The organism is Lawsonibacter sp. JLR.KK007 (assembly GCF_036941135.1).
GTDB lineage: Bacteria > Bacillota > Clostridia > Oscillospirales > Oscillospiraceae > Lawsonibacter.
Window position 1 is genome coordinate 100537 of record NZ_JAYWSY010000001.1, and the last position, 25502, is coordinate 126038.

Here is a 25502-nt window from a genome sequence, read left to right on the forward strand (position 1 = left end):
AAAGTATTTTATGGACTTCAAACTCCACAAAATCAAAATCCGCTAATTCTATCCTTGTATTCAATTATCTTACGATATATCTCAATCCTTTTTGACTTTGAAATATTCAAGTTTCCATTTATAAATGAACTAAAATGTCTCGGAACATAATTTACATGATTTGCAAACCAAGCAACTTGCAATCCATATTCATCAAGAAAGTCTTTAACGTACTTTCTGAAATTATCTTGATCATCATAAGGCATGGACGCTAACTCCTTTCTGAATGTATAGTCATAAATCTGAATTTCCCCATTCTTACACTCACTCAAAAGAGGAATTGGTGTACTACTATCCTGAAGAACATTATATACGCTACGCTTCATTCGATAGTTTTCTCCATCCATCATGAGCAAAAACAAATGTCGTTCTATATCGCTATAGTCCTCTTCAAGATGAAAGAGAATATGATGAATAGTCTTATCTGAAATTGCAATCTGCTGAACATCTGCAATCCACTTATTTCTTAAATCAATAGTACGTTCTCTTTTTTCCTTACTTGAATAATTTTCATCACCCCAAACGCCTTTCGTATCTTCACGAAGTTGTCTTGCGCTATCTACGATCCTTGTTTCTTGCAACTTGCTATACTTTCCATCCACTTCACTTTCATCTACCAGAATATAAGACATTAATTTCTTGCGCTTTCTTGGCATCTTAAACTTGTTAATACAAGATTCTAAATAATCCATGCTTGTTGCGTACTTTACATATGACATTCTTCCACGTTCAACACAAATACTCTCATCATTCTCTTTAATTGCTCTAACTTCTTTATAACTTCCAACTACACACTTTTTGACAAATTCATCATCTTCTTCACGATATATGTAATAATCATCCCGATACCCTTTGTATCCATCAATATATTTAAAGAACATTGGTCTGACGTGTCTATTCTTATTATCTCTTACATCGTACTTTTTCTTTAAACACTGTAACTCGAACGTATTGTCTGCCGGATTTTCTCTTTTTGCTGAATCAATTTCCAGATTGCTCATAACATCTAACTGAGCAATATCACAATACAAACTCATTACGGACTCAATACTTGCTCCATTATGCAATCTATCCCACAAAATAGAATTCAACTCTTGTGAAAGATTAATAATCTCACCAATTTTATTTACACTTGTTTTAATATCCAAATCAGCTTTTTCCGCATCTGTATACTTTCGCTTATGGGCTTCTCCCTCTACCAATTTAGTAGGAACGGGGAAGTTATCGTAATTTCGCTTCGCTGCCTTAATTAAAATTTGATTATCTGATAGCAACATAGTATCGCTGTCAAAATCTGCACCTGACAATCGTTCCAGTATATTTTCTTCAATACTGTTCAAATATACAATCTCATTTGTGGGATTCATGTAACGTATGATCTCATCACGTAATACATTTTTGGTTAAAAGAACATTACCCATTGTTACGTGTGGGCTTCTACACCCAAGCAGTTCTACCCCATCATTAAAACGAACTGAATGAACTGTTTTCTTTTCAATAACAGAAGTTCCATCAAACGTACCAATCGCTTGTTTTAACATCTCAATAGGATTACCACATAATGTACTATAGTTTCCTTGAATGAGAATATGTCCACATCTTAAATTCTTAATAAAGGCTTTGATTAAATCATTACAAAACTCGACATACATTTTAGTTTTTGTAAACTTATCAGTAATACCAAGCATTGTATAGATTACATCATTCTTTGAAGCCATGCTTTCAGTATAATGAATCTGATCAGGAGAACGATACGCATAGCTAATTTGAAATCTAAGAGCAGCAGGATCAGTTTTAATTAATCTTGCAAAATCCAGAGATGGTTTAACCAGTGCTTCAACTTCCTCATATGTCATCTGGAGCGTATTCAACAACTGATAATGTGTCTGTACCATCCTACCATTAAAAAAGTGTGTCGGCTTTTCATATTTTACAACACCAAACGTAGGCTCCAAAATATCTAACCACTCATCTAATGTTCCAAATTTGACATACTTTATAGAACTTGGGGTAGTGATCAGTTTAATATCCTCAATTTGTGTTGCCCTTGTCTTTCCATTTAGCTGACTTACATTAGTAATCCCGTTATCAGCAAACCATTTTTGAATGTTAGAGTTAAAACAGCACGACTTAAAAAATCTACTACGCAACAAGAGCATACCATGTTCTCTGGCCTCTGGCATATTCTGCCGCTGGCGTTCTTGAAACTTCAAGAACACACTCCGATCCATCAACGATTGTCCATCCCAAATGCTGTTTGAAATCTCAACATCTTCAATGTTGGTTACAAGCCTTCCATCAACAAAACGAGTAGCAGCAGCTTTATCATGGAATACACTCTTGTAATCATCGACCACCAAAATGTTTTCTGGACGAAGTTGAATTGTATCTACAATACTACTCAGCGTGAGTGCAATATAAGGCTCCAGCGCAGCCAGATCAATGTCTTGTCCCTCTTTCACCTTAATTCCACACATTTCCCACTTGTGCATTTTAGGATACAACCGCTCATCTATAAACAGACATTTACCAACACGACTCGATCCGGCGCTGCGCTTAAATCTCACATACTTAATACCGTCACAGTAAAATCCGTTTTTGTACAATTCTTCTCGAATATTCGCAACACTGTTAATTGTCTGAATATTGCTGTTGGCCTTATATGTTTTACCATCAAATTGAAACGCTGTACCATACACACTTTCTGGAATAGCATTTTCTACAGGGGAACCAACCTCAACTCCTGCCAACTCTCCATCTGCAAAAGCCACACAATCATGGAATACTAAATCATCATAAGTATACTTATGTAAAATGTAAAATGTCTTATCGCCTTTTTGAACCTTGTTATATTGTTTATTGCTATACTTAAATGTCACATTAATGACCCTGTAAGTATAATCTTTTTTGTTTTGGTAGAACGAAAATTGTTCACTCGGACATATCTGAGCAAACACTTCTTGCATCTTAATAAGATCAAGGCTGTAATCTAATGTGTTGATAAACCGTCCAAGATTCAAAACTCCTGCTTGGCTTCTGAGCCTATATCCGATTGGCTTTCCATTTTCGTTGATCTTTTGATTAACACAATTATTCGATACAAAAATGTCCTTTCCATCAAGGGACGGTATTCTCACCCCATTCTCAAGCATTTAATCACTCCATTCAAAACAATAACTTCTCGCCTTTTGGCTGTTCAGGATAAAAGAACTCAGCAGTATTAGGTAACTGGCTCAAAAACTCATCTGGTATTTTACCCTGATACCAAAGATTGTTAGTAGTTATCTCTCTCCCATCAAAGAACCTAATCCAAAATCGTCTGCCAGAATGTCCAAGAAAATCATAATAGTTTGGATTATCTACATTTCCACCATCACGATAACATTCACCATTAATTATAATGTGTTGTTCTTTCTCGGCAACAATTTCATTCCAAAAATTCTTATAAAAACACGTTCCACTACATAACACAGCATTTGAATATTGACTCTTTTCTATTTCCTTACCGCATATCACACATTTCACTCAATCGCCCCTTTCATTTTCACAAATATCAACAATATGATCACACAACCTATCAGGAATAATAGAACGTTCAATGTGTCCTTTTAAGCCCTGTGTTCCTGTTTTTGCTCCACGTGGAGCAGCTACATGACATGGATCGCCATTATGACATGGCGGTTTAAAACGAGGGTTAGGATGATTAGTAAAAATATCTGTAGGCTTCATTCGTGTATCTCCATACTGACAATATGTAAGCGTATATCGAGGCAAGTCTTTCATAAATCTCATTTTACGAAGTCCTCCACGTGGATTCTCAATAAACCAATACTTAGGATTAAGTTCATGAATTAATTTCAATACGTGTTGATTAACATTATCACAAAACTTAGCATACTCCGAAACAGGTGCTAAATTTCCATCATCCTCTTTACGCCTATGATGAGATATAGCAGCAATGCTATATGTCGTACAATCTGGAGAAGCCCAAATTACATCAGGTCTACCAAAATTCTTCAAAATATCATCAGCGGTTATTGTACCAATATCAGCATACAAGTCGATATTCTCAAATCTTTTATCCCACTCTATACTAAAAACCTCATGCCCCCCCGCTCAAAGGCTTTCCCGATTGAACGTGTTCCAGCAAACAATTCTAATACCTTCATATTTCCTCCCTATAATTGTATTTCTTGTTATTTTCTGTAAAGAATAACAGTATGCTTTGCAAAAATATCACGAATTACAGGATAAACAATATCCCAGCTTGCTCCACCAAGACCACAACCAATCATATATGGCATAGCAATAGGCTCGTTGTAAGGAATAATCTTTGCAAGGCTCGTCAACGCCTTACTCAGTGCTACAATATCAGTGTGCATCTTACCAACACCAAACCGCTCCTGTCCAAAGACATTGCAAACCACCTTTCCGTCATCTGTAGGAACCAACAAAACCTTACCAAGCAACTTCTTAGCAAAGTGATCTGCACAATACTCCTGATAGCGGCGGTATACATCAGGATATTTATTTCTGATTTGAGCAGCAACACCACGCCCCATTGCTCCATAGCAATTCACTTGATGAACAATATAAGTTTCGTTGGCCTCCAGTAAATCACCATTAATCACTCTTACCATTTTCAATTTCCTCCATAACCTTATAAAATTCGCTGCCTTTAATTTCTGTAAATGTCTCTGACGGCATTTTAATCTGATCTGCACTAAATGAACAATACACAATACCTTTATAATCAAACAATCGTGATGAACTATGCCCCATCATATAGTTGTTATACCATGCTGGCGAAGGCTTACGCACATTTTTCAAATCGACAGCACGTTTTACCCATTCTTTATTAATGAAAGAGTTTTTCTTAAAAAATCGTAACCCCTCATTTGTCTCTTTAGAACAAAGTTGTTTTGCAAATTTAACTTTATCATTTTCTGTAGGAACAATACCAATAACCGTTGAAAACGGGCAAAACAAAGTTGACTCAATTCCAAATTCTTTAAAAAAGCCATCTACAATTTTTCGATTAGGTTCAATACTATTTTGCCAAGCCCAATAATCTTCGTATAATGCCGAACCTTCATTTACTGTATAAAATTTTTCCAAAAGATGTTCTCCTTTCAAACGTGTGTCCAAATTTGATTATTCACAATTCTTGAAATAAGACCCACACTTACTCCAAAACACACAGCCAGTTCTTGACGATTACACTTTTGCCCTTTACCTTTTGGAATATAATGTTCCCGAATATAGCGCACATCATTTTCAGTTAATTTAGACATTCCATTATTACTCCCTTGATACTGACCACCCCTTGAACTCATTTCAAACTGAAACATATTATCAGTATCAATCAAATCCATTTGTGCGGCGTGTGCATAATTGTATTTCCTCGAACACCATTCCAAATTCTCAAGGTGGTTATTTTGTTTGTTGCCATCAATGTGATTAACAATCTCATCATTGAACCAGTTCGGCAAAAATGTTTCTGCTACACATCTATGTATTCGGATGTTTTTATTTCGTCCACAAATTGAAGTGCAAATTTGTAAATAATCACTTGTCCCGATATGGGGTTTATATACTCTTTTTGTTATGGCGTTCCGAATCCTGCCATATGTAGAAATCTCGAAACGCCATGACAAATCTTCTCCGTCATACCAAGCACCAGCCCATTGTTCCAGCACAATCACTCCTTTGCTCTACAATCATAACATTGCATGAAGTTGCTTAACAGACTCAGCAATGGTCTGTGCTGCTTTTAACATATCCTCGCTGCTATTATCTCGTCCCATTGAAATACGAATTGTGCAACTCGCATCATGGTCATCAAGATACAATGCCTTCAGAACATGAGAAGGATCAAGTGAACCAGCAGTACACGCAGAACCAGCGGACACACACACATCTCTTTCATTCAGCAATAACAACATAGCTTCACTCTCACAATGAGGCAGCGTAAGACTGATAATTCCCGGAACACCGCCGTCTGTATTAACATGGTACACCACACCAAGTCTATCAAGTTCATCCAAGAATACCTTACGCAAACTCTTATAAATGCCCTCTCGATAATCCATAGTGCTTTGTTTATGCAAAAGTTCTACAGCAGCACCCATAGATGCAATACCGGGAACATTCTCTGTTCCAGCACGAAGATGATGCTCTTGACCGCCCCCTGTGATAATTGGATCAATTTTCAGCCCACGGCGTACATAAAGAACTCCAACACCCTTCATAGCATTAATTTTATGTCCAGACATTGCCATCAAATCAATATGGCTCTTGTTCACATCCAAAGGAATATGCCCCAACGCCTGAACTGCATCAGTCATAAAAATAACCCCAAATTCCTGACACAAATCGCCAATATCATCAATAAGCTGAATAGACCCGATTTCGTTGTTCACAGCCATAATCGACACCATACCCAACGAATCCTTGAACTGTTGCATCACACGATCCAGTTCCTCAATATCGACACGACCATCCTGATCTACTGGCATATAAATTACCTTGAATCCATCTGTCTCTAAGGATTGACAAGTATGAAGCACCGCATGATGCTCAATCATACTGGTAATAATTGTAGTCTTTCCAATCTTCTTCAGGTATGGAGCCATGCCACGCAACGCAAGATTGTCAGCCTCGCTTCCTCCAGCCGTAAATACAATTTCATCAGGACTTGCACCAATGTAGTTTGCAATCTGGCTACGGGCTTTTCCCACTACTTTTGCTGCACTAACTCCGGCTTGATGTAAACTACTCGGATTACCATAATCATCATGCAAAGCCCATAGTGCAGCTTCAAATGCTTCATGTGAGATTCTTGTTGTAGCTGCATTATCTAAGTAAATCAATTTCAACACTCCTTACTGGTCATTACGACCATCTCCATATTCATCAGCATATTTATGAAAATCCAACCTGTATTGATTTCGTTGAATCTCAATCTCTAATTCAATTTCCTCATCCGTAGGCAATCTGCCGGGATCAAAAAAATCACAAATTTCGTCACTTTCACACTGGTCACGCCAGATACATTCTAAGCACGAAGGCTTTTCGCTTTTATATTCCATTTCAAACATCTACTCCTATCTGATTTATATTCCTCCCTTATATTGTTGTATTTATGGTTATTTGCTCTAAAAAATATGTGAAATAAATTCACTTTCATCAACCTCTTTCCCATTATACTGCATTGTGGAGGATATGTTCAAAAGTTTCTCCGCTCTCGTCATAGCCACATACATGAGTCGTTTTTCTTCATCAGGATTCTCGCTCTTTTCATGAGGCAAAAGCCCTTGATTCACACCGGCGACAAATACAACAGGAAATTCCAGTCCCTTAGATTTATGGATTGTCATTAATTGAACAGAATTTGGATTGGTTTTCTTTTCCTTTGAAAGCCTTGTCATAAAGGCAATGAATCTTTTCGGATCGTCATAGTCTGAAGCCATTCGTTCAAGCGTATTCAAATTTTCAACACGACTATCATCATTTTCGCACAAATCTTTTGAAACATAAGAATCAAGATTTAGATAGTCACGTAAGTTTTTAATAATGTCAGCAACGGTCTTATACTTCTCGTCACCTACAGTTTTAATAGTAGCATATATATTATTGACGGCGTTCTTGTACCGCCAATTTGCTTTACTTACTGTAAACATTGCACAGTACATAGAAATCTTTTCTCTACGTGCAAGCCGCCGTACTTCCTGAATAAAGGCTTGACCAAGCCATCTATTAGGTCGGTTATATATGTATTCAAAAGCCTCATCATCATTCATATCACAAATAAGTCTGAGATAACACAGCACAGTCTTAATCTCTCGGCGGTCAATGAACGACAGTCCATCAACGATAGAGTAAGGAATATTGTGCCGATAAAGAGATGCTTCAAAATTTTGTAGTTGTGCATTTGTCCTTGTCAATATTGCAATATCTTTGTACTCATACCCAGCTTCCGAATACTCTTTAATCTTTGCCGCTATACTATCTGCTTCTGCTGTTTCATTCAGATACCTTTCATACACTGGCTTCTCAAACTTACCCTTATCAGAAATACTTTCTACATAATGAGGATGCTTGGATTCTGGAATACATCTTGCAAAGAGGTTTGCTGCCTCAACAATATCTTGGCTGCTGCGATAGTTCTTATTTAAATGGATAATTTTCGCTTCAGGCCAGTCTTGGTCAAACCCAAGCACATACTTATTGTCACTACCACGCCACATAAAAATGTTCTGAAGAGGATCATCCACGACAAACACATTCTTATATTTACTTCCAATCAGACGTAGGATTTCATACTGTACTGCATTGGTGTCCTGCATCTCATCTGCCAAGATAAACTGATACTGCTCCTGACAATAAGCCAACCCCTTTTCATTTGAACTTAAAATTTCATAACACTTTACCAGCATATCATCAAAATCTAACTGATTATGTGCGCTTTTATATTTTTCATACTGACTATAAATTTTGCCATACCTTGTGGTTTTATCTGGCTTTTTCATCTGATTCTTCTGAATAGAAATAAAACTTAGAACATCTGCAATTTCTTGTCCATCAGGCTCTTTTTCACCAAATGTATGCTGAATGACTTCCTCAATGATTTTTACCTTTTTCCAATCCTGATCCAGAATTTCAAATTCATCTTTGTTAAATTTTCTAATAATACGATACCCAAAAGAATGAAAAGTCTCAATATTTATGCGTGAAGCATATTCAGGTATCATTTCTTTCAGCCGTTTCATCATGTTCTCTTTTGCCTTTTTGCTGAAAGTGATCGCTAAAATATTCGTTGGCTCAACATCATGATCATTAATCAAACTCACAATTCGATTAACCAACACTCTTGTTTTACCAGAGCCAGCAGATGCAATGACATTACAACATCCAGTGTAAAAGTCTACCGCTTCTTGCTGAACCTTACTTAGATTCATTTTCATGTCCTCCTATGCCATATTCAATTTCATAACCATATTTTTCTTGCAATTTTTCCTGATAATCTTTGTTTTTCGCTGACGGTAACGCTGGTAAAATGTCCTCAGAGTCATATGGCAGCGTTATGTCAGACAATCTCTTAAATTGTTCTATATAATTACTTACCAACTTCGGATTCTTTGCAAATCTATTTTCAGCATTTGTGTCCATGATTTGCTTGAACACGATACCAATTTCTCTCTGCCGTTGAGTTATGGTTTTATCCGCAAAACTTTTTAAAATGCTTTTACATTGCTTTTCGTCTACTCGCCAAAGTTCAAACGCTCTGCATACAAAAATAATCCCGTTCTCTCGCATCAACCTTGTTAATTCGGTATTATACCTTAATGCCTTTTTCCCATACCACTTTTCACTGTCATAGGTTATTTTCGCTTTTTTGCTTGCCTGTTCTACTAACTTGGCATACAATTCCATTTCTTCGTCAGTTGCTCTACGAACTTGCGCTGGCTCAATAATTACATGACCATTATTGATTTCCGCTGTTTTTGGCATAATACCAATCATATGTGTTTCATTGTAGATTACACAGTTCATAGCTGAAAGATATTTGATACATCTCCGAATGTAATCATCAATTCTGTTATCGGCTTTATTAAAATACTCAGTCAATACATTCTGATCAAAGTCCAAATCCGTATGTGCTGCATCTTGATTGTATTTCATATTATTGTAGTTTGAATTAACAAGGTTCGTAATATGAGCCAAGTCCAGAGAGGTAATCACAGCCATCCGATCTTTCTTGGCCTTACTATCCTTGCCATACACAACCTGATATAAAATCAGCGGAGCGAGATACTGATAAATGCCTTTATGTATCTTAGAATCATACAGCGACTTCGGATACTTGTAGACTTCCAACACCTTATACTTCTTAGTTTCAGGATCATACTCATAATCACAGTATCTTGCCAATGTATCCAAGAACATACTCTGGTGCTTACCGCTGGCGAATTTCTCTTTATGATGGTATGATCTCCGCTGCGCCTCAGAGCATACTTTGTCAACCAAAGAACTCTCGTTATATGTTCCACGTTTCAATTTTACTTCTTTGCTTTCGATTTTCCTCACCTCCCTCTAAAAAGACTCCCTTAGTTGCCCTCCAGAAAAAATGCCCGAAAACCTCTGTGTTACAAAGAGTTTCAAAGGTTTTGCCTATGTACTTTTTTGCCATAATTAAATATATATAATATTATGCCAAAGTGGTACATACAGAAAACCCGTCAAACACACTGTATTCAAACAGTTTCCAGCCACTTTCTCTGGAGGGCAACTGAATGAAATTGCTTATACACAGACCTTTTGATATATTATTCTTGTGGACTTGCGCCAGCAAGGACACAACAATGGGCGTTGCCGTAGGCAAAAGCACATTGCCCTACTCTCACCGCTTACAGTCCATGTGACTCCACAAAAGCATCCATCTGAGCCTGACTCCGCTTAATATAATGGTAGGTGGTTTTAATGTCGTTATGCTTGAGAAGCTGCGACACCATTACCTCATCCTGCGTGTTCGTGCTGCTTGAAATCATATGATAAGGATTGGTCTTTCTCAAAGAGTGTGTTCCCATGTGCATATCAATTCCCAATGCTTTAGTTGCCCTCTGAAGCATCCGCCTCATCCCATCAACACTCATCGGCTCATCAGGCTTTTTAGAGTTCGGAAACAACCAATCAGACATTCTATACTCATCAAGGCTATTAAAATACATAGCCAGAGCATCCCTTGCTTTACTGTTCAACAGCACAATAGACTTCTTGCCTGTTTTTTGCTCATGCTCAAATGTCACGTGTGTTTTAAAAGAGCCATCAGGATTCAATACATCATATACGTGCAAGTGTAAAATATCCCCCGCCCTCCGGCTCATATTCAAAGAAAACACAAAATAAGCATAGTCCCGGATATTGACGTTCTTGTGTCCTTTTCTGGTCAGGAAGAATTGCTTGAACCGCTCCACATCCTCCAGTAGATAAATAGGATCGGTAGGATTATGGTTGCAATGCTGTTGTTCATTGTATTCCTGATCCATAATAGGAGCAGCTACCTTAACAGCCGGAGAATGAATTTTTGCGGCTTTGGCCTCCATAAACTGCTGAACCCAAGGAGCAAGTGCTACCTGAAACTCACCATCAGTCAACTTCATATTTTGTGTCATCGTAAAAACCTCCAGTTTTATTATCCTGTTCATTTTGCGAACACGATTGAAAAACTCTGTGTTTAAGTCCTTTCTCTATTATCTATTATACGCTTCGGAACTCTATTTGTCAACAGATTTTTGTATTTCTTGTTATAGTTTTTCGAGGCAATTACAGGGTCATCGTAATACCTATTTATATATAGGAGTTTTGGAGAGGTTTCGGCAGCGAGATTGATGTTTTGGTGATCTGCGTGGTCGGCTGAAAGGTGCTGGAGTATAGGAGTTTTCACGATGACATTTACGATGACATTTTGGGGTTAGTGGGCTGATTTGCGGTTTGGATGTTGAGTAGATGTACTCTGGCGGCTGGGCGTTTTCAAATTCCCGAAAAAGTGTAAAGTACCCCCCACATGATCCGCACACTTCCGGCAGCACAAAAGCCCCTTGTTTTAAGGCGGTTTTGTTCGGCATACTCCAAAAACCGAACAAAAGCCAGAGCAGCCAAAAGCGAACAAAAGCGGGGCTTCATGCGGGGAGCAGGCCAGAGCCAGAGCCGCCAGCTTCCCGCCGTCCATTTCTGCCAGTGTTCCGGCCTTGCTTTTGATCCGTTCTGTCAATCGTTTATAGGGCGGTTTTTCGCCTTCGTGCTATCCCGTCCACATTCCAGATCAGCAGCCAGCGCACACAACGCCAGCCAGAGCGCATATAAACCGCTATAACAAGGCTTTACCCATTCTTTAATATAAACCACATACACACAAAATAAACGCTTTACAGAGCCTTACAGGGCCATTTATACGGCTTTATAATTAACAATAAAAAACCGCTTCAACCATTCAGGCCAAAGCGGTTATATTATTTAATATCTTGCTATTGCTTCATGTTGCGGTAACGTTGCAATCATGCGATCCCATGCTATTTGATTATTAACATAGTCAATAGCCTCTTGCAAGCAGTCAAAAGCCTCTAACATATCGCCATTATCATTATATACTTCGTACATGGTCAGCGGTTTTCCTGTTGCGCTAACGTCTGCGCTATATGTACAGGCTTCTACTGTATAGCCTTCAATCTCTTTTATAATTCTTGGACTAATCATTTTTTATACCTCCTTAAAAACTGGCAGCGGCTACAATGGCCTTCAACATATCAGCAGCGGCAACGGCAGCATGATCCATAGCGTCAAGAGCATGATAACTATAAATTTCATTGTCTGTATTGATTGCCATACGGCTATTAGCTACTTCTTCGGCAGACTGGACAGCCGCCAGATCAGCAGACAAAGACTTCATAGCGGCAGCGATCCGGCGCAATTCTTGACGGCGTATATTATTCATTGTTAAAACCTCCATTGTAAAAATCTGTGTAAAATCAGGCATTGACAAGGAGGCCAAACTATATTATAATATTTATAGACGGCTTCGGCTTGTCTGGTTTTATAGTGTGCTGCCCGTCCCTGTCAAGATTGACAGCACACTATAACTTCATTTGGGCTTGTCACCTCTTTTCTATGTTCCTATTATATATCATGTAAACCATATAATCAATACACAAACTAAACAAACAATATAGGCGATTCAAAAGTCATTTTATTTATATCTAATTAACAAGAAATACAATTATTAAGGAGGTTTTATATTATGGCAAGGACAGAGGCACAAAAAAGGGCAAGTGCAAAATGGGAATCAAAAAATACAAAAGTAGCTTCATGTAAATTAAATATAAAAGAGTATGAATTATTTAAGCAATGGGCAGAAGATCACGGCTTGACAGTATCGGGCGCATTATTGCAATATATAAGATCATGTATAGATAGTTAATAAATAAAAGTGCCAGTTCAGTATACCATATAATAAAAGATACTGCCAGCCTTCAGGCCAGCCGCCAGCCGTCCACATGATCCCGCCAGTATAACCAGAAATACAACCACAATTTGCACAAAAACAACCCCCTTTATTTGTGCAATATTTCAATAAAAAACACTTGCATTTCTGGTTATTGTGTGGTACAATATAGACAGTTAAGGGAGGGAACACAAAAGCAAGCCTTCCCAAAAGTCAAGAGGCAATAACCACAAATACAATTAAGGCGCAAGCTGGGAGGTAACACAATGACAAGAGACATGATGAAGCGGATCAAAAAGAATAAAGAAAACGCTGCCTTGCTTGTGCGGTATGCAAACCCCAAAAGTAAAAGCAAGCCCACGGAAGAAGAAGTGCTTGAAATTCTCTATAGACATATTCCCTATTGTGGAACACGTCCGGCCATTAAGTCCTTCACCGTTTCCAGATTCAACCGTAACAAAATTATTAAATGCGCTTATTTTGTGGTAGAACTTGACAACGGCAAAACATATGAGATCAGCGCATATCAAGATTTAAAGGGCAGAACGCCAGAACAAAAGGAAGAGGACAAAACCGCCGATTATCCTTCCGGCCTGTTTACCATCTTTCACACTGAAATTAAAGCCCCTGAAAAAGAGCCGGAACAGGTCACAGAAAAGGAAACGGCAGAAAACCCGGAAAATGAAAGCGTAAAAATTCATGGCCTTTACAGTCTGGCAAATTGCGCTTGTCTTGAAGTCCATATTGAAGAAGGCTATGATCCCTTCATTATGTGGCGGTTGTCTATTGTGGACAGTGAAAAGCCGCAAAAATGGCACAAGGCGAAAATATACGACACGGCAAAAGGGCGGCAATATTTCAAGTATGGCAAAATCAAGATTTATCTTGATGAGGTTATGAGGGTATAAAAGGCGGCAGCACTGGCACAAATAACAACAAATACAATCAATTTTAAATGCTGGCCTATCGGTAACACGGGGAGAAAGTGAAGGTTTATTATGAAACTGAAAGCGACAAAAAAGGCCATTAGAAACAGCGGTTATAACGTTTTGAAGATTGGTTATTGCAACGCTCAAAACCTTTTGAGACATAAAAGCCCCTTCGCCTATTCAGAACGGCGGGAAGGTTGGGCTTGTGACTACTACCAGATCAATAATACCATTATTTCCACGGGTTATGATCCTATCGGGGCGAAGGTTGATTATGACTTGATCCGGGAATATGACAAAAAGGCCGAAGCAATTTGGCGGGACTACTCCCGCACATATGAGGATCAAGAAGCCGCTGTCAATGCCTTGTTAGATGATTTTATCAAGAAGGCGGCATAATAACAACAAATACAAAAGCGGCGGTTTTCTGAAGGGTTTTTCCCGCTACAAATAAAACCCTATCCCGTGAAACTATAAACCCATTCTTTCAAAATATGGAGGTTTTCAAAATGACAAATCAAAATTTGACTTTTAACACGCTTGATTCTTATTTCTTGAACACTGGCAGCATGAAGCTAAATATCGGTTATTTGCGGGACAGTATCACAGCATATTTTGACGTAACAGAGCGGAACACAAACGGCGGTAACGGTAAAAGCCTTTTACAGATCAATCTTGAAAATACGCGCCGTTCTATTAAATCCCTTGTTTGGGAAGCGTTTCAGTCTATGACTAATGACTATTTAGAAAATGAGACAGGAAGCCGGAAGTATACTTGCACAAGCGCACAATTAAAAAAGTATTTGGATCAATACGGCTTTACACTTGATGAAGCATTGAAGCCCGTTATAGATGAGATCAGCACATGGCGAGAAGCCGTGAAAAATGGGGAGGCGGCATAAATGAAATATACAGAATACGGGTTAAAAATCACGCTGGAAGAATTGCGGCAGCTATTAGAAAGAGCAGAAAATGAAGCACAATTTCACAATATGGAAAACTGCCTATATATTAAAGGCGGTGACAGGCCAGAGATCAAGCAATATTGTTGCTATGCGGAATGTAACGCAATAAATCATACATATTTAGCACGATAACAGACGGGAGAAAAAAGAATGTTTCAAAAAGTATTTAATGATATTCTTTCAAATTTGGAATATGACAATATTCCTTTTGAGGTTGTGACAGAGAACGGAAAAAGCGTGATCCGCATTGATTGCGGGAATAAAATTGGAAAAATCATTTTTGATGATACGGAAAAACGGGAGGTAAAATAAAATGACTATTAACAAGGCAAAGGCCAGCGCATACAACACGGTAACAACGGCGGCAGTATATGACTATATGCGGCAGTATTTAGCGGAAATTTCCCGCATGATAGAGCCGGAAGAGGACGGGACAGGAAACGCATACAAGGCAAAACTTCAACAGATGGAAGGAGTAAACCGCCAGACATTAAAAACTTGTGCGGCAGAATTAGAAACGGTTGTAAAGCGGCTGAAATATGCTATTGAAGGGCAATATTGACAAGCTGGAAAAATCAAGTGATCCACAACGGGGAGAAGCCCGGAAATATTCAGGCTATGCTTTTATAGTCTCCCCATTGTGGCAGCTTGACAAGCGGTAACGGATAGGGCAAAACCGGAAGGAGTTTTTACAATGACATTTTACACGACATTCACCACGCCAGACGGAATAAAAGCGGCTTATATCTACCAGACGAAGCGGCAGTTGATAGCAGCAGATCAGAACGGCACTTTTAAGGCTATGCAAGAGGTAAAACACAATAAAGCCGAAGCCGGAATAAAGGCAATAAAGGCACACTTACAAAATAACGGCTACAAGGTTTTAAGGCCAGTAAAAGCGGATCGGTATTCAGGCGGTGACTTCCTTTTACCATTGCCCGGAAAAGAATATTTGCAAAAACGTTGCTATTATTGAGCATTAAAAAAGAGGCGGGGAAAATGAAAGTAAATCGTGATTTTGAAATTAACGGCGCAAAATTTCATTTGAATGATGGTAAAGGAATTTTCTGTAAATCAAAATATATACTTATGTATTATATTGAAGATTTTGGTTGGGTTGAAATAACTGGATCAGTAAACAACAAAAAAGAAGCGGTTAAACTTGCACAAGAATTTCTTAAATATAGATAATGGGGGCTGGAAAAATGACTGATTATGTAGCTATCGGTTTTGACGTTGCGGGTTATGTTAGAGCGTTTACCACTGGCACATTAAACGCTTGCAAGGCAGCAGCCAGAACATACAAGCGGAAAAAGAATGGTATGCGGGTTTATCCCGTTGTGAAGGTTATGACGTGGGAAGAATGGGAGGCAATGAAAAAGAATTAGCAATGGATCAGAACAACATATAACAAGAAATACAATATAGACAAAATAGCCGCTTGTAATTTGGCGGCTATGACGGGCAGAAAATAGTTGCATTTCTGGTTATTGTGTGGTACAATAAGAACATAGAATAACAGCAGCGGAAAACAGGCAAGAGACAAAAACAAGCCTATAACAACAAATACAATCTTTTGGAGGTTTTGAAAATGAAAGTTTACGCTAAACAGATTAACCCGGAATATCAGGAAAGTTATTTATTTGATGACGATGGAATGGGAACGGAATATATTAACGTATGTGGAAACAAGGATTTTCAGAGCCGCACAAGCAAACTTTTTGATAGGGTAAAAGAGTGTTTAGACAATGGAGAATTAGCGGAGGCCATAGAGGATATTAAAACAGGCGGTTATTATTCCAGCTTTTATGAAAATGTTACACAGGCCATAAATGATCTTTTGTGGCGGGAGGACGGAAAGCCCTATGGTACAAGGCAAATCGGAAAATTGAAACAGCTTGTTTTGAAGTATAGTGATTGCCGAAGCAACGAAGAGGATCAAATTTTGGTTGACGTTCTTTCTATTGTAACAGCGGAAAAATGGGACTATAGGCAGATTAACGGTTGTTGCCAAAGTGACTGGAATTATGTTTATTATCCTGTTCAGTATTGGACGAAAGAAGGGCTTGATGCTTTTGAAACAATGTATTTTAACACTGGATCGGAATGGGTTATTCACGATGAGGAAACAGAGCCAGAAAGCCCGGAAGATATTAGCGGCTATTCAGTGTATTGCATTAGTTGGAATGATGAGGGGATCAAGAAAGAGTTAGCAGAAGCGGCAGGAGTAGAGCCAGAAGAAATTATTATGTATGCTTATGATCATTCTGTTAGTGTTCCAGTTTATAGAATAGCTTAACATGGAGGGTAGAAAAATGAAACAATGGCATACTATCACATTTTCGGCAAATTTGGATCAGGATGATATAAGGGCAATGAATAAATGCTTTTATGACGCTATGAAGGAAAGTATGGAAATTTCAGAATGTGCAGACTTGATGATCAGAACAGAGTATGAGGAAAGCCGGAAAGAAAAGGCGGCAGCGGACTTCATAGAAGCTATTAAGACATTAGCAAGCAAGCCGGAAAATCTGGAAAATTTACAGTTTTATCTTGAACAGCATTTTCCCGCATGGATGAAAAAATTTGCTTATGATCCAGACAGTTTAGCGGCAGAAATGAAAGAGTTTGCAAACATGGAAATTTAGTAAGCTGGAAAAACAATGAAGGAGGCGGCAATTCTGGTATTGATCAAGCGGATAAATAAAGGCTTGTTTGTCCGCTTGAATGAGTATCAGAAAGACGGGAGGCAGAAAAAATGCAGAGACAGGATAAAGAAAACCTAATCATTATATTTCAATTCATGCAGCACAATGATCCTAATGGTGATTATTGGACATATATAGAGGATATAGAGGCAGGAGAAATTAGCTTGACAGAAACAGTAACGGTATTGATCAGAGTATTAGCACAATGGAAAAGTGACTTGCATAGCCGGAAAAATCCCCTCTATGCGAAAATGACAACATATCAATTAGTTTTGGCAGCTATGGCATAAACACATATAGGAGGCCGGAAAAATGGCATACACAAACGTACAAAGGACAACACAGACAAAACAAGCGGTTTTTATGGGATGCAGGACACAGGCCAGATGGAAAGCCCATTATAAGCGCATTAGAGCAGCAATCAGAACGGCGGCAGGCTGGACAACGGCAATTATGTTTTTTCTGGTTTTGGGAAAAGCCGGGGCTTCAGATTGCGGCGCACCTATGGAAGAAATTTTCCCTTCAACATTTATCTATATGGGAATTGCAATTATATCTTTCCATGTATGGGAAGCGTTTGGCGGCAATCGTACATATAACAATAAATACAATAGGAAGGTGGAAAAATGATTTATATTATTGGCGGCGAAAAGTGTATTGAATTAAGTATGGAAAGTGATCATTGTAAATCGTTCTTTTACAAGGGAAGATATTTTGTGAAACTATCAGACTACAATGCAGACGATTAAGGAGGCCGGAAAAATGATAACGATTGAAAAAGTTATTAGTTGGACAATTCCTCTATTTGGTAACAAGCGGATTTTTGCCTATGGAAAGTTGCTTGTTAGTGATGGAAAAACAAGGCGGTTTGTAACAACAAAAGAGGATAGCAACGGATCATATATCACATTCAATAGAAAGCGGTATAGGATCAGGAACAACGGCGGTTTATACAATCCACTTTTGCAAGTGGAAGCGTATTAAGGAGGTTAAGAAAATGGTTAATTGTTTAGGAAAATGGACGCATACTCCAGATCAACCAGCAAATTGTGATATGGATATTATTGCAAATATGATTATGGAGGATGGATATAAACCAAAAACAGATTTGGAAAATCTAATAATTATGGTTTTGCTTTTATTTGAAAGTGAAACAGAAGATTCTTCGTCAGAATTTTTTCCAACATATGATTTTGAAACAATGGCAATAAATGCTGATGGATTAAAAAGATTTGTTTATGCAAGTGGAGGCTGGAAAGAGTTTGATTATTACGCATAATATCATTTTTAAGGAGGTAACGGAAAATGCTTGATAAGTTTGAAGCGGCGGCATTAGAGGCCATTCAGAAAGCAATGCAAGCGGTAACAGGCAGCGGAAAGCTGGAAACACGTATTCTCAACGCAGAGTACAATATGGGGAAGTTTGCGGCATTAGTGGAAATTCTGGAAGGCATGAACACAGAGCGGTTTGTATCAGTTGTAGATCAAACAGCGGCAGACAGAGACAGGGTTACAAAATTCATTGAACAGATTTACAGTATCAGAACAGAAAAGACACATGGAAGTGTAGGTCAAAATATTATTGCAGGACTATACGGGAGGTAACGGAAAAATGAGGGTTAAATATCTGCCAGTTGCGGAAGGACGGCGATTGCACATAGAGGCCTTTCCTAACTTTTCTGCCAGTGGATCAATAAAGGGAATGAAAGACAAGTTTTATGGTAAAAATGCCTTGCTTGTGAAATGCGGCAGCTACATTTACAATGTTGGAAATTCAGACTATGGCAGGACGATTTACTATAGCAGAGCGCATTAAGGGAGGGTTATAAAATGGCACGTTATCAGGCAGTTATCAATACAGACGGTTACAAGCTAATGCCTTGTAGCAAAAAGAATTGGGAAGCCGGAACAGTCAATGATTTTATGCTTGCTATTAACGGCTGGAAAAGTACAGAGCGCAGCCTTCAGGAAGTCCGCTGGAGAATTGAAATGCTTTTTAAACACGCACATTATCATTGCGGCAATTCTCATTGGGAAAAATGGTTTGCACAGAGAAAGAACAAGATTAAATATCATGATCGGTTGTGTGAATTGGATCGTCTGGATGATATTTCTGTTCCGGGTTTTGCACAAGGCTATGTGGATATTGGTGCTTTACTGGAAAAACTGAAAGCAGAAGGAAAAATCCTTATTCCTTTTAGTATGGGATATGACATAAGGCAGAGTGGCGGCAAGCGGTATAAAGGTTGCTACATGGAAATTTGCAGAGTGGCATAGGAGGAAATATGAACGAACAAATTAAGCTATCAATCAATCACGAAAAGTTAAAAGAGTGTGGATTGAGTTTTGAAAGTTGGAGCGATATGTATTATTACATTAAGTCATTAGTGGAGTGGTTAGAAAACCATAACAAGAATTACAATAAGGCGCAGTATTACAAGATTGTAACGATAAAGGAAATTCTTGAAAGCATTGATTGTGGCGTTTGATAACGCAAAAGGAGAATTGAAAAATGGAAAGCAAAATGACAATCCGGCAGCTTCGTAATGCGGTATGTAATGGAGAGTTGATTGTACGGGACAACAATATCATTATGCAATCAACGCATGACAATAGTGGAAAATCCCGTGTTGAGTTGACAAATGTAATGTGTTCTTATGATGCTATACTTTCTTTGCCAGTTGAGAAACTTAACTATGATGCTGGAAAATTCATTGCAATAATTGATATTCCAGCAGCGACATTGATCGGAATGACACGATAAAATAGTTGCAGAAATGCAAGAAAGGATGGTAAAGCAAGATGAAGTTGAAAGAGTTGGATACCATGTTGGAAAATCAGCGGACAATTTGTTACAAGAAAGACGGCAATTCAATCACGTATCACAATAAGGATATGCGGCTTGTAGAAGGTTGTCTGTATTGTGGAGAGCCAGAGGCAGAAAGCCAGTGGAATAGCTATTGTATGCTTTATGTACGCTATCCAGATCAGAAAGTGGCAATGGAAATTGGTACAGTCAATGCGGACTACAATGTAGAAGAAGCGGTTGGCGTGGTCAAGAAAAACGGCATTGAAACACAGGACGCATTTATTGAATGTGTCAAGCGGAAAATTGAGGTGCAGGATCACATTCAGTTGACATGGATTGAGTATCTAAAATATATCCGTCCTACTTTGATTGACGCTTGTTGGGAAAGTCGGAAAGCCTTTGCAGAAAAGCGTGAACAGATCAGACAGGAGCGAAAAGCACAGAGGGATGCAGAGGATCAAAAGTATGTGGCAGAGCATAACGCAGAAATGGAAAAGCAGATTGCGGCGGCATATGAGGTTATCCGTAATGGCGGTACACTGGAAAACTCTGATGTATCAATCTATGAAAGCCGTTATAATTCCCATACCTACAAGATCGTCAATTATCTGTTCCGGCAGCATGGTATAAATTGTCCGATTAAGACTCAAGGTTGGATCAATGAAAGACTTTCACAAGTTACTGTCACTCCAGAAGGCACCGTCAATGTGCGGTTTTGGAAAACAAAGAATGGAAAGTGTTCGGAAAAAGTTTTTGATTGTTTGTTCGAGTTGGTAAGGATCGTAAGAGCGGAAAATCAGAAAGAAACACAGAAATAGACCAGTTTTAGTAAGCCGGAAAACAACAACAAATACAACATAAATTATTAGGAGGAAATAAAAATGACACGTTTTAATATTCAGTGGACGGCAAAGACTCTGACTAATCAGATGAACAAGGGCAAGGTAAACTTCGACAATGCGGTGCAGCGTGGGCTTGTGTGGGACAATGGGAAAAAGAGCCTTCTCATTCACAGTATGCTTTATGGTTATGCCATTCCCGCTATGTACTTTACACGGGATGAGAACGGAGTGTATGACAGTCTGGACGGAAAGCAGCGCAGCAATGCCATTAGTGGATTTTTGAATGGGGATTATGCACTGGCTACTGACTTCCCCGCCGTGACAGATGATGATGGAAACACAGAGGACTTCAGCGGCATGACGTTTGAACAGTTGCCGGAGTGGGCGCAGGATAGGATTAAGGATTATAACCTTACTATTTACTACTATGAAGATATGACGGAAGATGAGGTACGGGAGTTTTTCAGGCGGCTTAACAATGGCAAACCTCTGTCCTCTATCGAGTTGACCAGAGTAAACACGGCAAATCTGAAAGTATTTCAGGAATTGGCTGGACATGACACAATTCAGGCAGTTGTTACAGAGGCCGGAAAAAAGCGGTTCACTGATGAAATGATCGCTATGCAGTTGTACCATATTGTCACAGTGGAAAATCCTGATTTTGGTACAAAGTCTTTCCGTGAGTGGGCGCAGGACGTTCAGATTGACAATGAGGTTATTAGCCGCCTCGATTCTGGCCTGAACGCTTACAAGGAATTTCTGGATAGTTTGGATAGCAAGAATGACAAACAGCTTATTAAGACTATTAAGGCAAGAACGCATTTTATTAGCGCAGTTTACTATTGCTATCTGGCGGTTGAAGCGGAAAAGTCTCAGGATGAAATCAACAATACTTTGGCAGACTTCTTTAGCGGAAATCCCTCTACCTCTGATGACTACAATAAGACCGTAACTTCTGGCAGCGCAAAGCCCGCCTCTGTTCAGATGCGCCGTGACATTATGAAAGCCCTTGTTGGTGAGGACACAAATTGCGAGAATGGCACGTATGATTGTGAGAGTTGCGTGAACAACGGCACGTGTAATAGGCAGGACGAAGGCGAAGAGGATCAGGCCGAGTAAATCATACTGGAAAAATCATAAGCTGACCTATCGGCTATACGGGGATGGAGGAAAACAAGATGTATCAAAACATTATTTCTCCCGATATTGTTTCATTCCGCAGATATTTTGTCATTGGAGAGTATAACACTTTGGATGAGGCAAAGGCAAAGCTGGATGTAGATGTGGAAAATTGGAAGTCAAACAACAAAGTCTACTACAAAAGGAATTATCCTTTTGCGTGGGCGACAATCAAAGGCTAACAGCCAGAAAGGAAAGCGGTTATGAACACAACAATAAGAAAAGAGTTTGTGGACACCTTTAATAAGTTGACACACAAGTTATCTCCGTGGGAAGTTTGGAAAGACTTTGTGGTTATGTGTTCGTGTTCTTTCTCTAATGCGCTGGATAAAAGCCATTATGATGAACGGGAAAAGTTGTATATGGATACAATCAAAAAGTATGACAAAGAGGATCAGGCGGCTTTCCCGAAGTTGTTGGCTTATACAGTAATGGCTTTAGAGGAAAATCCTGATCAAGATTTTCTTGGGACTATCTATACTGAACTTGGCCTTGTCAACAAGCAACACAAACAGATTTTCACTCCCTATAATGTGAGTCGCCTTATGGCAGAAATCACGATGGAGAATGTAGCGCAGGAGGTCAAGGAGAAAGGGTACATAACGCTCAATGATGATTGTTGCGGCGCAGGATCGACACTGATTGCCGGAGTCAATACAATTAAGAGCATACTGGAAAAACAGAGGTTGAACTTCCAGAATCACTTGCTTGTAGCGGCGCAGGATATTGATTTGACTGTTGGACTTATGTGCTACATTCAGTTATCCTTGCTTGGTGTAGCGGCCTATATCAAGATTGACGATGCAATCTCAAAGCCTATGGCAGTAGATGACACACTGGAAAATTATTGGTTCACTCCAATGTACTTTTCCGAAGTATGGAAAACTCGCAGGATGATCAAACAGGTGGAGCAGCTTTTCAAGGAGGATAAATAAGATGGTGTACAAACGTGATTATAATTGTCTGGTAAAGCGAGTTGACAAGTTGATGCGCCAGCTTGGAGCAGAGCAGGATCGGTATGGAGCATATCACTTTGATACTGATTGTGGAAAGATGCGAGTCAAGGTTGATGAGTTTAGACCAAAGTGTGAGCGTATATGGGTATATACGTGCGTGGAAAATCCTGAACTGGCAAAGCAGCAGTTTCATCGTACAGAAATTTTTAAGTACATGACGCAGGATTTGAACACGTTTAATGGTAAGTATAATGCGTTTCATGAGAGTGTAGATATTCTGTATCACTGGCTTTATGAATATGTAATGGCTTGCCTCCCTGATGGAAAGAAGGTTGAGTATTGATGGAAAAAACAATTTATGGTGGTAAGCCTAATAATCCAGTCGGCTATTGTTGTTTGCATTGTGGCCTGTTGACAGTCAAGGAAATGAAGCGGAAAAATTGTCTTGGGAAACAGTGCCGACACCTGAAGCGGTTTGAGAATCATGAATATTGGCGGCAGCGTAGGATTGCTAAAGAGAGAAAAAACATTGCCAGAACAGAAATTAGGGCTTGACAATAACCACAAATACAAGTATAATAAAGATATAGAATAATCTGATTGTGTAGGTGATTTACAATGTTTGCAGTTTGTTTGCTTGTTCTGCTGGGTATCTGGATTATTCCAAAGATCAGAGAGAGTAAAGGCAATGCTGCATGGGAGAAAACCTCAACAGAGGAAAAGTGGAAGTTTTATCTTGATGCTTTGCATAAAATGAATTGGGACACTTTTCAATTCGGAAGTTACAATCTGAAAGATTGGCATTACGATGAAGTGATTGGATTTTTGGATAGGCTTGAATCTGGAGTATTTCCCATTGATGATTGGAAGATTACAAAAGTCGATGGAGAAATTAAGCATACGGGAAAAATCACATTTGATTTGGATAATGTGGAAAACTACATCTTGGATTGTCATGAGATGTATATTGATCCTACACTGGAAAAACTGTTTGATAAAGATTGTCGTGAAGATTTTCGTAATGGAATTGTGCTGATTGATCGGCAGCGCATGACAGTAGCGGAAGCCAGAGAATATTGCTATCAGAAAGTTACTGCAAAAATGGAGCAGATTTATAAATTTAAAGCGGAAAAATAATTACAAAGGAATGATTAAACGCCGTGGATAATATCAAAGAGGTCAGATATTTTGAATGTACGTGTAGTAAGTGTGGAAAGGTTGTTAAAAACAAACGTGGTTGGGCTGATTTACATATAAATGGCTGGAAACAGATTGGAGAAATGTTGCTGTGCCAAAACTGCTATGCTCCCTATGCCAATCTTAATCCGCAGATAGGAGATAAGGTCAAGTGTCTGCTTACAACAGATACATGGCATAGAACAGAATTTGGAAAAAACATATACAGTATGTGCGTTGGTAAAAAACGATCCCGGAACAATTTATATTGATGTTGGGGACGGATGGCAGCGGAAGTTACTTCGTGGTGAATATCTAATGGCCTAAAAGGAGCAAACAGATATGAACGATTTAACACTTGGTCTTATCTATGCTGTAAAGCATAGTGAAAAGTCTGCAAAAGAATCTATCATTGGTTTTCTTTCTGAATATACTGGAACACCAAAGCAGTATTATTCTGATAACGAACTGGTACGGATAATTCGAGATTCTTTTGTGGACTATTTGAAAACGGCAGATAATCCAGCGTTTGATGTGTGGCAATACTTTGATGCAAAACGACAGCAGGAAAACTTCAAAGACGTTTTTCCAGAGCAGCACAAGAAATATGCTGAACGTGATAACTGCATGGACATTGATACAGAAGCAATTCTTTCTGCATTTCGTTTGGCTTGTGTTCAGAAAGACGGCAAATATGTAAATGGATTTAGAGAAAGCTGGAAAAATCATGATTAAAACTTGGGAAGTAAGGGCTGAAATAAATATGGATGCCTCCAGATATAAGACTGTAACTGTAAAGGCAAATACTGAAAGAAAGGCCAGACAGTTTGCGGTTGAAAAGCTGAAAGCAGATGGGGCATTCTTTGTTACTAATATTTCGATTAAGCAGATTGCTTAGA

41 protein-coding genes are annotated in these 25502 nt (G+C 38.8%); 28 read left to right on the forward strand and 13 right to left on the reverse strand.

All coding sequences use genetic code 11. The features are described 5' to 3' along the window. Positions 1-32: 32 nt before the first annotated feature. The 13 genes from VV088_RS00635 to VV088_RS00695 all read right to left on the reverse strand — a co-directional run bounded on the left by VV088_RS00635 (position 33) and on the right by VV088_RS00695 (position 12532). Positions 33-3191 carry a hypothetical protein gene (locus tag VV088_RS00635; RefSeq protein ID WP_217959357.1) on the reverse strand — a complete coding sequence of 1053 codons (3159 nt, stop codon included), beginning with the start codon at positions 3189-3191 and terminating at the stop codon, positions 33-35. A gap of 13 nt (positions 3192-3204) precedes the next feature. After that, the gene (locus VV088_RS00640) at positions 3205-3564 is read right to left on the reverse strand and encodes a hypothetical protein (protein WP_217959356.1); all 360 of its coding nucleotides are present in this window, start codon (positions 3562-3564) and stop codon (positions 3205-3207) included. After that, positions 3565-4098 carry a DNA cytosine methyltransferase gene (locus tag VV088_RS00645; protein WP_255202686.1) on the reverse strand — a complete coding sequence of 178 codons (534 nt, stop codon included), beginning with the start codon at positions 4096-4098 and terminating at the stop codon, positions 3565-3567. 137 nt (positions 4099-4235) lie between these two features. Next, a complete protein-coding gene (locus VV088_RS00650; protein WP_217959355.1) occupies positions 4236-4679 on the reverse strand; it encodes a macro domain-containing protein in 444 nt (147 codons plus the stop codon). Beyond that, positions 4663-5157: a hypothetical protein gene (locus tag VV088_RS00655; RefSeq protein ID WP_217959354.1), complete on the reverse strand. Its 495-nt coding sequence runs from the start codon at positions 5155-5157 to the stop codon at positions 4663-4665. Before VV088_RS00655 ends, VV088_RS00650 begins: the two co-directional genes overlap by 17 nt. A 14-nt stretch (positions 5158-5171) precedes the next feature. Further along, a complete protein-coding gene (locus VV088_RS00660; protein WP_217959353.1) occupies positions 5172-5738 on the reverse strand; it encodes an HNH endonuclease signature motif containing protein in 567 nt (188 codons plus the stop codon). Positions 5739-5759: 21 nt separating this feature from the next. Further along, on the reverse strand, positions 5760-6911 hold the full coding sequence (locus VV088_RS00665) for a cysteine desulfurase family protein (RefSeq protein ID WP_334598952.1): 1152 nt from the start codon (positions 6909-6911) through the stop codon (positions 5760-5762). 12 nt (positions 6912-6923) lie between these two features. Continuing rightward, complete coding sequence (locus VV088_RS00670) at positions 6924-7139, reverse strand: hypothetical protein (protein ID WP_334598953.1); 216 nt, start codon at positions 7137-7139, stop codon at positions 6924-6926. Positions 7140-7196: 57 nt separating this feature from the next. After that, on the reverse strand, positions 7197-8999 hold the full coding sequence (locus VV088_RS00675; RefSeq protein WP_334598954.1) for an ATP-dependent helicase: 1803 nt from the start codon (positions 8997-8999) through the stop codon (positions 7197-7199). After that, the gene (locus VV088_RS00680; protein WP_217959349.1) at positions 8986-10128 is read right to left on the reverse strand and encodes a hypothetical protein; all 1143 of its coding nucleotides are present in this window, start codon (positions 10126-10128) and stop codon (positions 8986-8988) included. The genes VV088_RS00675 and VV088_RS00680 overlap by 14 nt, the downstream gene beginning before the upstream one ends. A gap of 320 nt (positions 10129-10448) precedes the next feature. Beyond that, on the reverse strand, positions 10449-11213 hold the full coding sequence (locus VV088_RS00685; RefSeq protein ID WP_217959348.1) for a tyrosine-type recombinase/integrase: 765 nt from the start codon (positions 11211-11213) through the stop codon (positions 10449-10451). A gap of 841 nt (positions 11214-12054) precedes the next feature. Beyond that, on the reverse strand, positions 12055-12294 hold the full coding sequence (locus VV088_RS00690; RefSeq protein ID WP_334598955.1) for a hypothetical protein: 240 nt from the start codon (positions 12292-12294) through the stop codon (positions 12055-12057). 13 nt (positions 12295-12307) lie between these two features. Further along, entirely contained in the window at positions 12308-12532 is a 225-nt protein-coding gene (locus tag VV088_RS00695) for a hypothetical protein (protein ID WP_334598956.1), read from the reverse strand. Between the two features lie 303 nt (positions 12533-12835). On the opposite strand from VV088_RS00695, the gene VV088_RS00700 reads away from it, so the two are divergent. The 28 genes from VV088_RS00700 to VV088_RS00835 all read left to right on the forward strand — a co-directional run bounded on the left by VV088_RS00700 (position 12836) and on the right by VV088_RS00835 (position 25501). Further along, a complete protein-coding gene (locus VV088_RS00700; protein WP_334598957.1) occupies positions 12836-13015 on the forward strand; it encodes a hypothetical protein in 180 nt (59 codons plus the stop codon). Between the two features lie 290 nt (positions 13016-13305). Beyond that, a complete protein-coding gene (locus VV088_RS00705; protein WP_334598958.1) occupies positions 13306-13947 on the forward strand; it encodes a hypothetical protein in 642 nt (213 codons plus the stop codon). A gap of 90 nt (positions 13948-14037) precedes the next feature. Further along, a complete protein-coding gene (locus tag VV088_RS00710) occupies positions 14038-14367 on the forward strand; it encodes a hypothetical protein (RefSeq protein WP_285829482.1) in 330 nt (109 codons plus the stop codon). A 110-nt stretch (positions 14368-14477) separates the two neighbouring features. Next, positions 14478-14870 carry a hypothetical protein gene (locus VV088_RS00715; RefSeq protein WP_285829483.1) on the forward strand — a complete coding sequence of 131 codons (393 nt, stop codon included), beginning with the start codon at positions 14478-14480 and terminating at the stop codon, positions 14868-14870. After that, positions 14871-15065: a hypothetical protein gene (locus VV088_RS00720; RefSeq protein WP_217959340.1), complete on the forward strand. Its 195-nt coding sequence runs from the start codon at positions 14871-14873 to the stop codon at positions 15063-15065. It begins immediately after the preceding gene. 18 nt (positions 15066-15083) lie between these two features. Beyond that, positions 15084-15245: a hypothetical protein gene (locus VV088_RS00725; RefSeq protein WP_217959339.1), complete on the forward strand. Its 162-nt coding sequence runs from the start codon at positions 15084-15086 to the stop codon at positions 15243-15245. Position 15246: 1 nt separating this feature from the next. Beyond that, positions 15247-15495 carry a hypothetical protein gene (locus VV088_RS00730; RefSeq protein WP_217959338.1) on the forward strand — a complete coding sequence of 83 codons (249 nt, stop codon included), beginning with the start codon at positions 15247-15249 and terminating at the stop codon, positions 15493-15495. A 132-nt stretch (positions 15496-15627) separates the two neighbouring features. Then, the gene (locus VV088_RS00735; RefSeq protein ID WP_217959337.1) at positions 15628-15909 is read left to right on the forward strand and encodes a hypothetical protein; all 282 of its coding nucleotides are present in this window, start codon (positions 15628-15630) and stop codon (positions 15907-15909) included. 23 nt (positions 15910-15932) lie between these two features. Next, complete coding sequence (locus tag VV088_RS00740) at positions 15933-16124, forward strand: hypothetical protein (RefSeq protein ID WP_217959336.1); 192 nt, start codon at positions 15933-15935, stop codon at positions 16122-16124. 14 nt (positions 16125-16138) lie between these two features. Continuing rightward, a complete protein-coding gene (locus VV088_RS00745; protein ID WP_217959335.1) occupies positions 16139-16321 on the forward strand; it encodes a hypothetical protein in 183 nt (60 codons plus the stop codon). 203 nt (positions 16322-16524) lie between these two features. After that, positions 16525-17232, forward strand: a complete 708-nt coding sequence (locus tag VV088_RS00750) for a hypothetical protein (protein WP_217959334.1) — start codon at positions 16525-16527, stop codon at positions 17230-17232. 16 nt (positions 17233-17248) lie between these two features. Beyond that, entirely contained in the window at positions 17249-17581 is a 333-nt protein-coding gene (locus tag VV088_RS00755) for a hypothetical protein (RefSeq protein ID WP_217959333.1), read from the forward strand. 110 nt (positions 17582-17691) lie between these two features. After that, the gene (locus VV088_RS00760) at positions 17692-17931 is read left to right on the forward strand and encodes a hypothetical protein (protein ID WP_217959332.1); all 240 of its coding nucleotides are present in this window, start codon (positions 17692-17694) and stop codon (positions 17929-17931) included. A 22-nt stretch (positions 17932-17953) separates the two neighbouring features. Further along, positions 17954-18271 (forward strand): hypothetical protein, encoded by a 318-nt coding sequence (locus VV088_RS00765; protein ID WP_285829485.1) that lies wholly within the window; start codon positions 17954-17956, stop codon positions 18269-18271. Positions 18272-18403: 132 nt separating this feature from the next. After that, on the forward strand, positions 18404-18625 hold the full coding sequence (locus VV088_RS00770) for a hypothetical protein (protein WP_217959330.1): 222 nt from the start codon (positions 18404-18406) through the stop codon (positions 18623-18625). Between the two features lie 13 nt (positions 18626-18638). Continuing rightward, the gene (locus VV088_RS00775; RefSeq protein WP_217959329.1) at positions 18639-18920 is read left to right on the forward strand and encodes a hypothetical protein; all 282 of its coding nucleotides are present in this window, start codon (positions 18639-18641) and stop codon (positions 18918-18920) included. 26 nt (positions 18921-18946) lie between these two features. Then, positions 18947-19246, forward strand: coding sequence for a hypothetical protein (locus VV088_RS00780; protein WP_217959328.1), 300 nt, complete (start codon positions 18947-18949; stop codon positions 19244-19246). Between the two features lie 225 nt (positions 19247-19471). Then, entirely contained in the window at positions 19472-19918 is a 447-nt protein-coding gene (locus VV088_RS00785; RefSeq protein ID WP_285829486.1) for a hypothetical protein, read from the forward strand. Between the two features lie 8 nt (positions 19919-19926). Continuing rightward, positions 19927-20130, forward strand: coding sequence for a hypothetical protein (locus tag VV088_RS00790; protein ID WP_334598959.1), 204 nt, complete (start codon positions 19927-19929; stop codon positions 20128-20130). A 23-nt stretch (positions 20131-20153) separates the two neighbouring features. After that, complete coding sequence (locus tag VV088_RS00795) at positions 20154-20405, forward strand: hypothetical protein (protein WP_285829488.1); 252 nt, start codon at positions 20154-20156, stop codon at positions 20403-20405. Between the two features lie 38 nt (positions 20406-20443). Continuing rightward, positions 20444-21268, forward strand: coding sequence for a hypothetical protein (locus VV088_RS00800; RefSeq protein ID WP_285829489.1), 825 nt, complete (start codon positions 20444-20446; stop codon positions 21266-21268). A 63-nt stretch (positions 21269-21331) separates the two neighbouring features. Further along, positions 21332-22411 (forward strand): GmrSD restriction endonuclease domain-containing protein, encoded by a 1080-nt coding sequence (locus tag VV088_RS00805; RefSeq protein ID WP_285829490.1) that lies wholly within the window; start codon positions 21332-21334, stop codon positions 22409-22411. Positions 22412-22470: 59 nt separating this feature from the next. Further along, a complete protein-coding gene (locus tag VV088_RS00810; protein ID WP_285829491.1) occupies positions 22471-22653 on the forward strand; it encodes a hypothetical protein in 183 nt (60 codons plus the stop codon). 21 nt (positions 22654-22674) lie between these two features. Then, positions 22675-23406 (forward strand): N-6 DNA methylase, encoded by a 732-nt coding sequence (locus VV088_RS00815; protein ID WP_285829492.1) that lies wholly within the window; start codon positions 22675-22677, stop codon positions 23404-23406. Position 23407: 1 nt separating this feature from the next. Continuing rightward, a complete protein-coding gene (locus tag VV088_RS00820; protein WP_285829493.1) occupies positions 23408-23770 on the forward strand; it encodes a hypothetical protein in 363 nt (120 codons plus the stop codon). 275 nt (positions 23771-24045) lie between these two features. Further along, on the forward strand, positions 24046-24564 hold the full coding sequence (locus VV088_RS00825) for a hypothetical protein (RefSeq protein ID WP_217959320.1): 519 nt from the start codon (positions 24046-24048) through the stop codon (positions 24562-24564). Between the two features lie 381 nt (positions 24565-24945). Then, positions 24946-25338, forward strand: coding sequence for a hypothetical protein (locus tag VV088_RS00830; protein ID WP_285829494.1), 393 nt, complete (start codon positions 24946-24948; stop codon positions 25336-25338). Then, positions 25331-25501: a hypothetical protein gene (locus VV088_RS00835; protein WP_285829495.1), complete on the forward strand. Its 171-nt coding sequence runs from the start codon at positions 25331-25333 to the stop codon at positions 25499-25501. Before VV088_RS00830 ends, VV088_RS00835 begins: the two co-directional genes overlap by 8 nt. Position 25502: the final 1 nt, after the last annotated feature.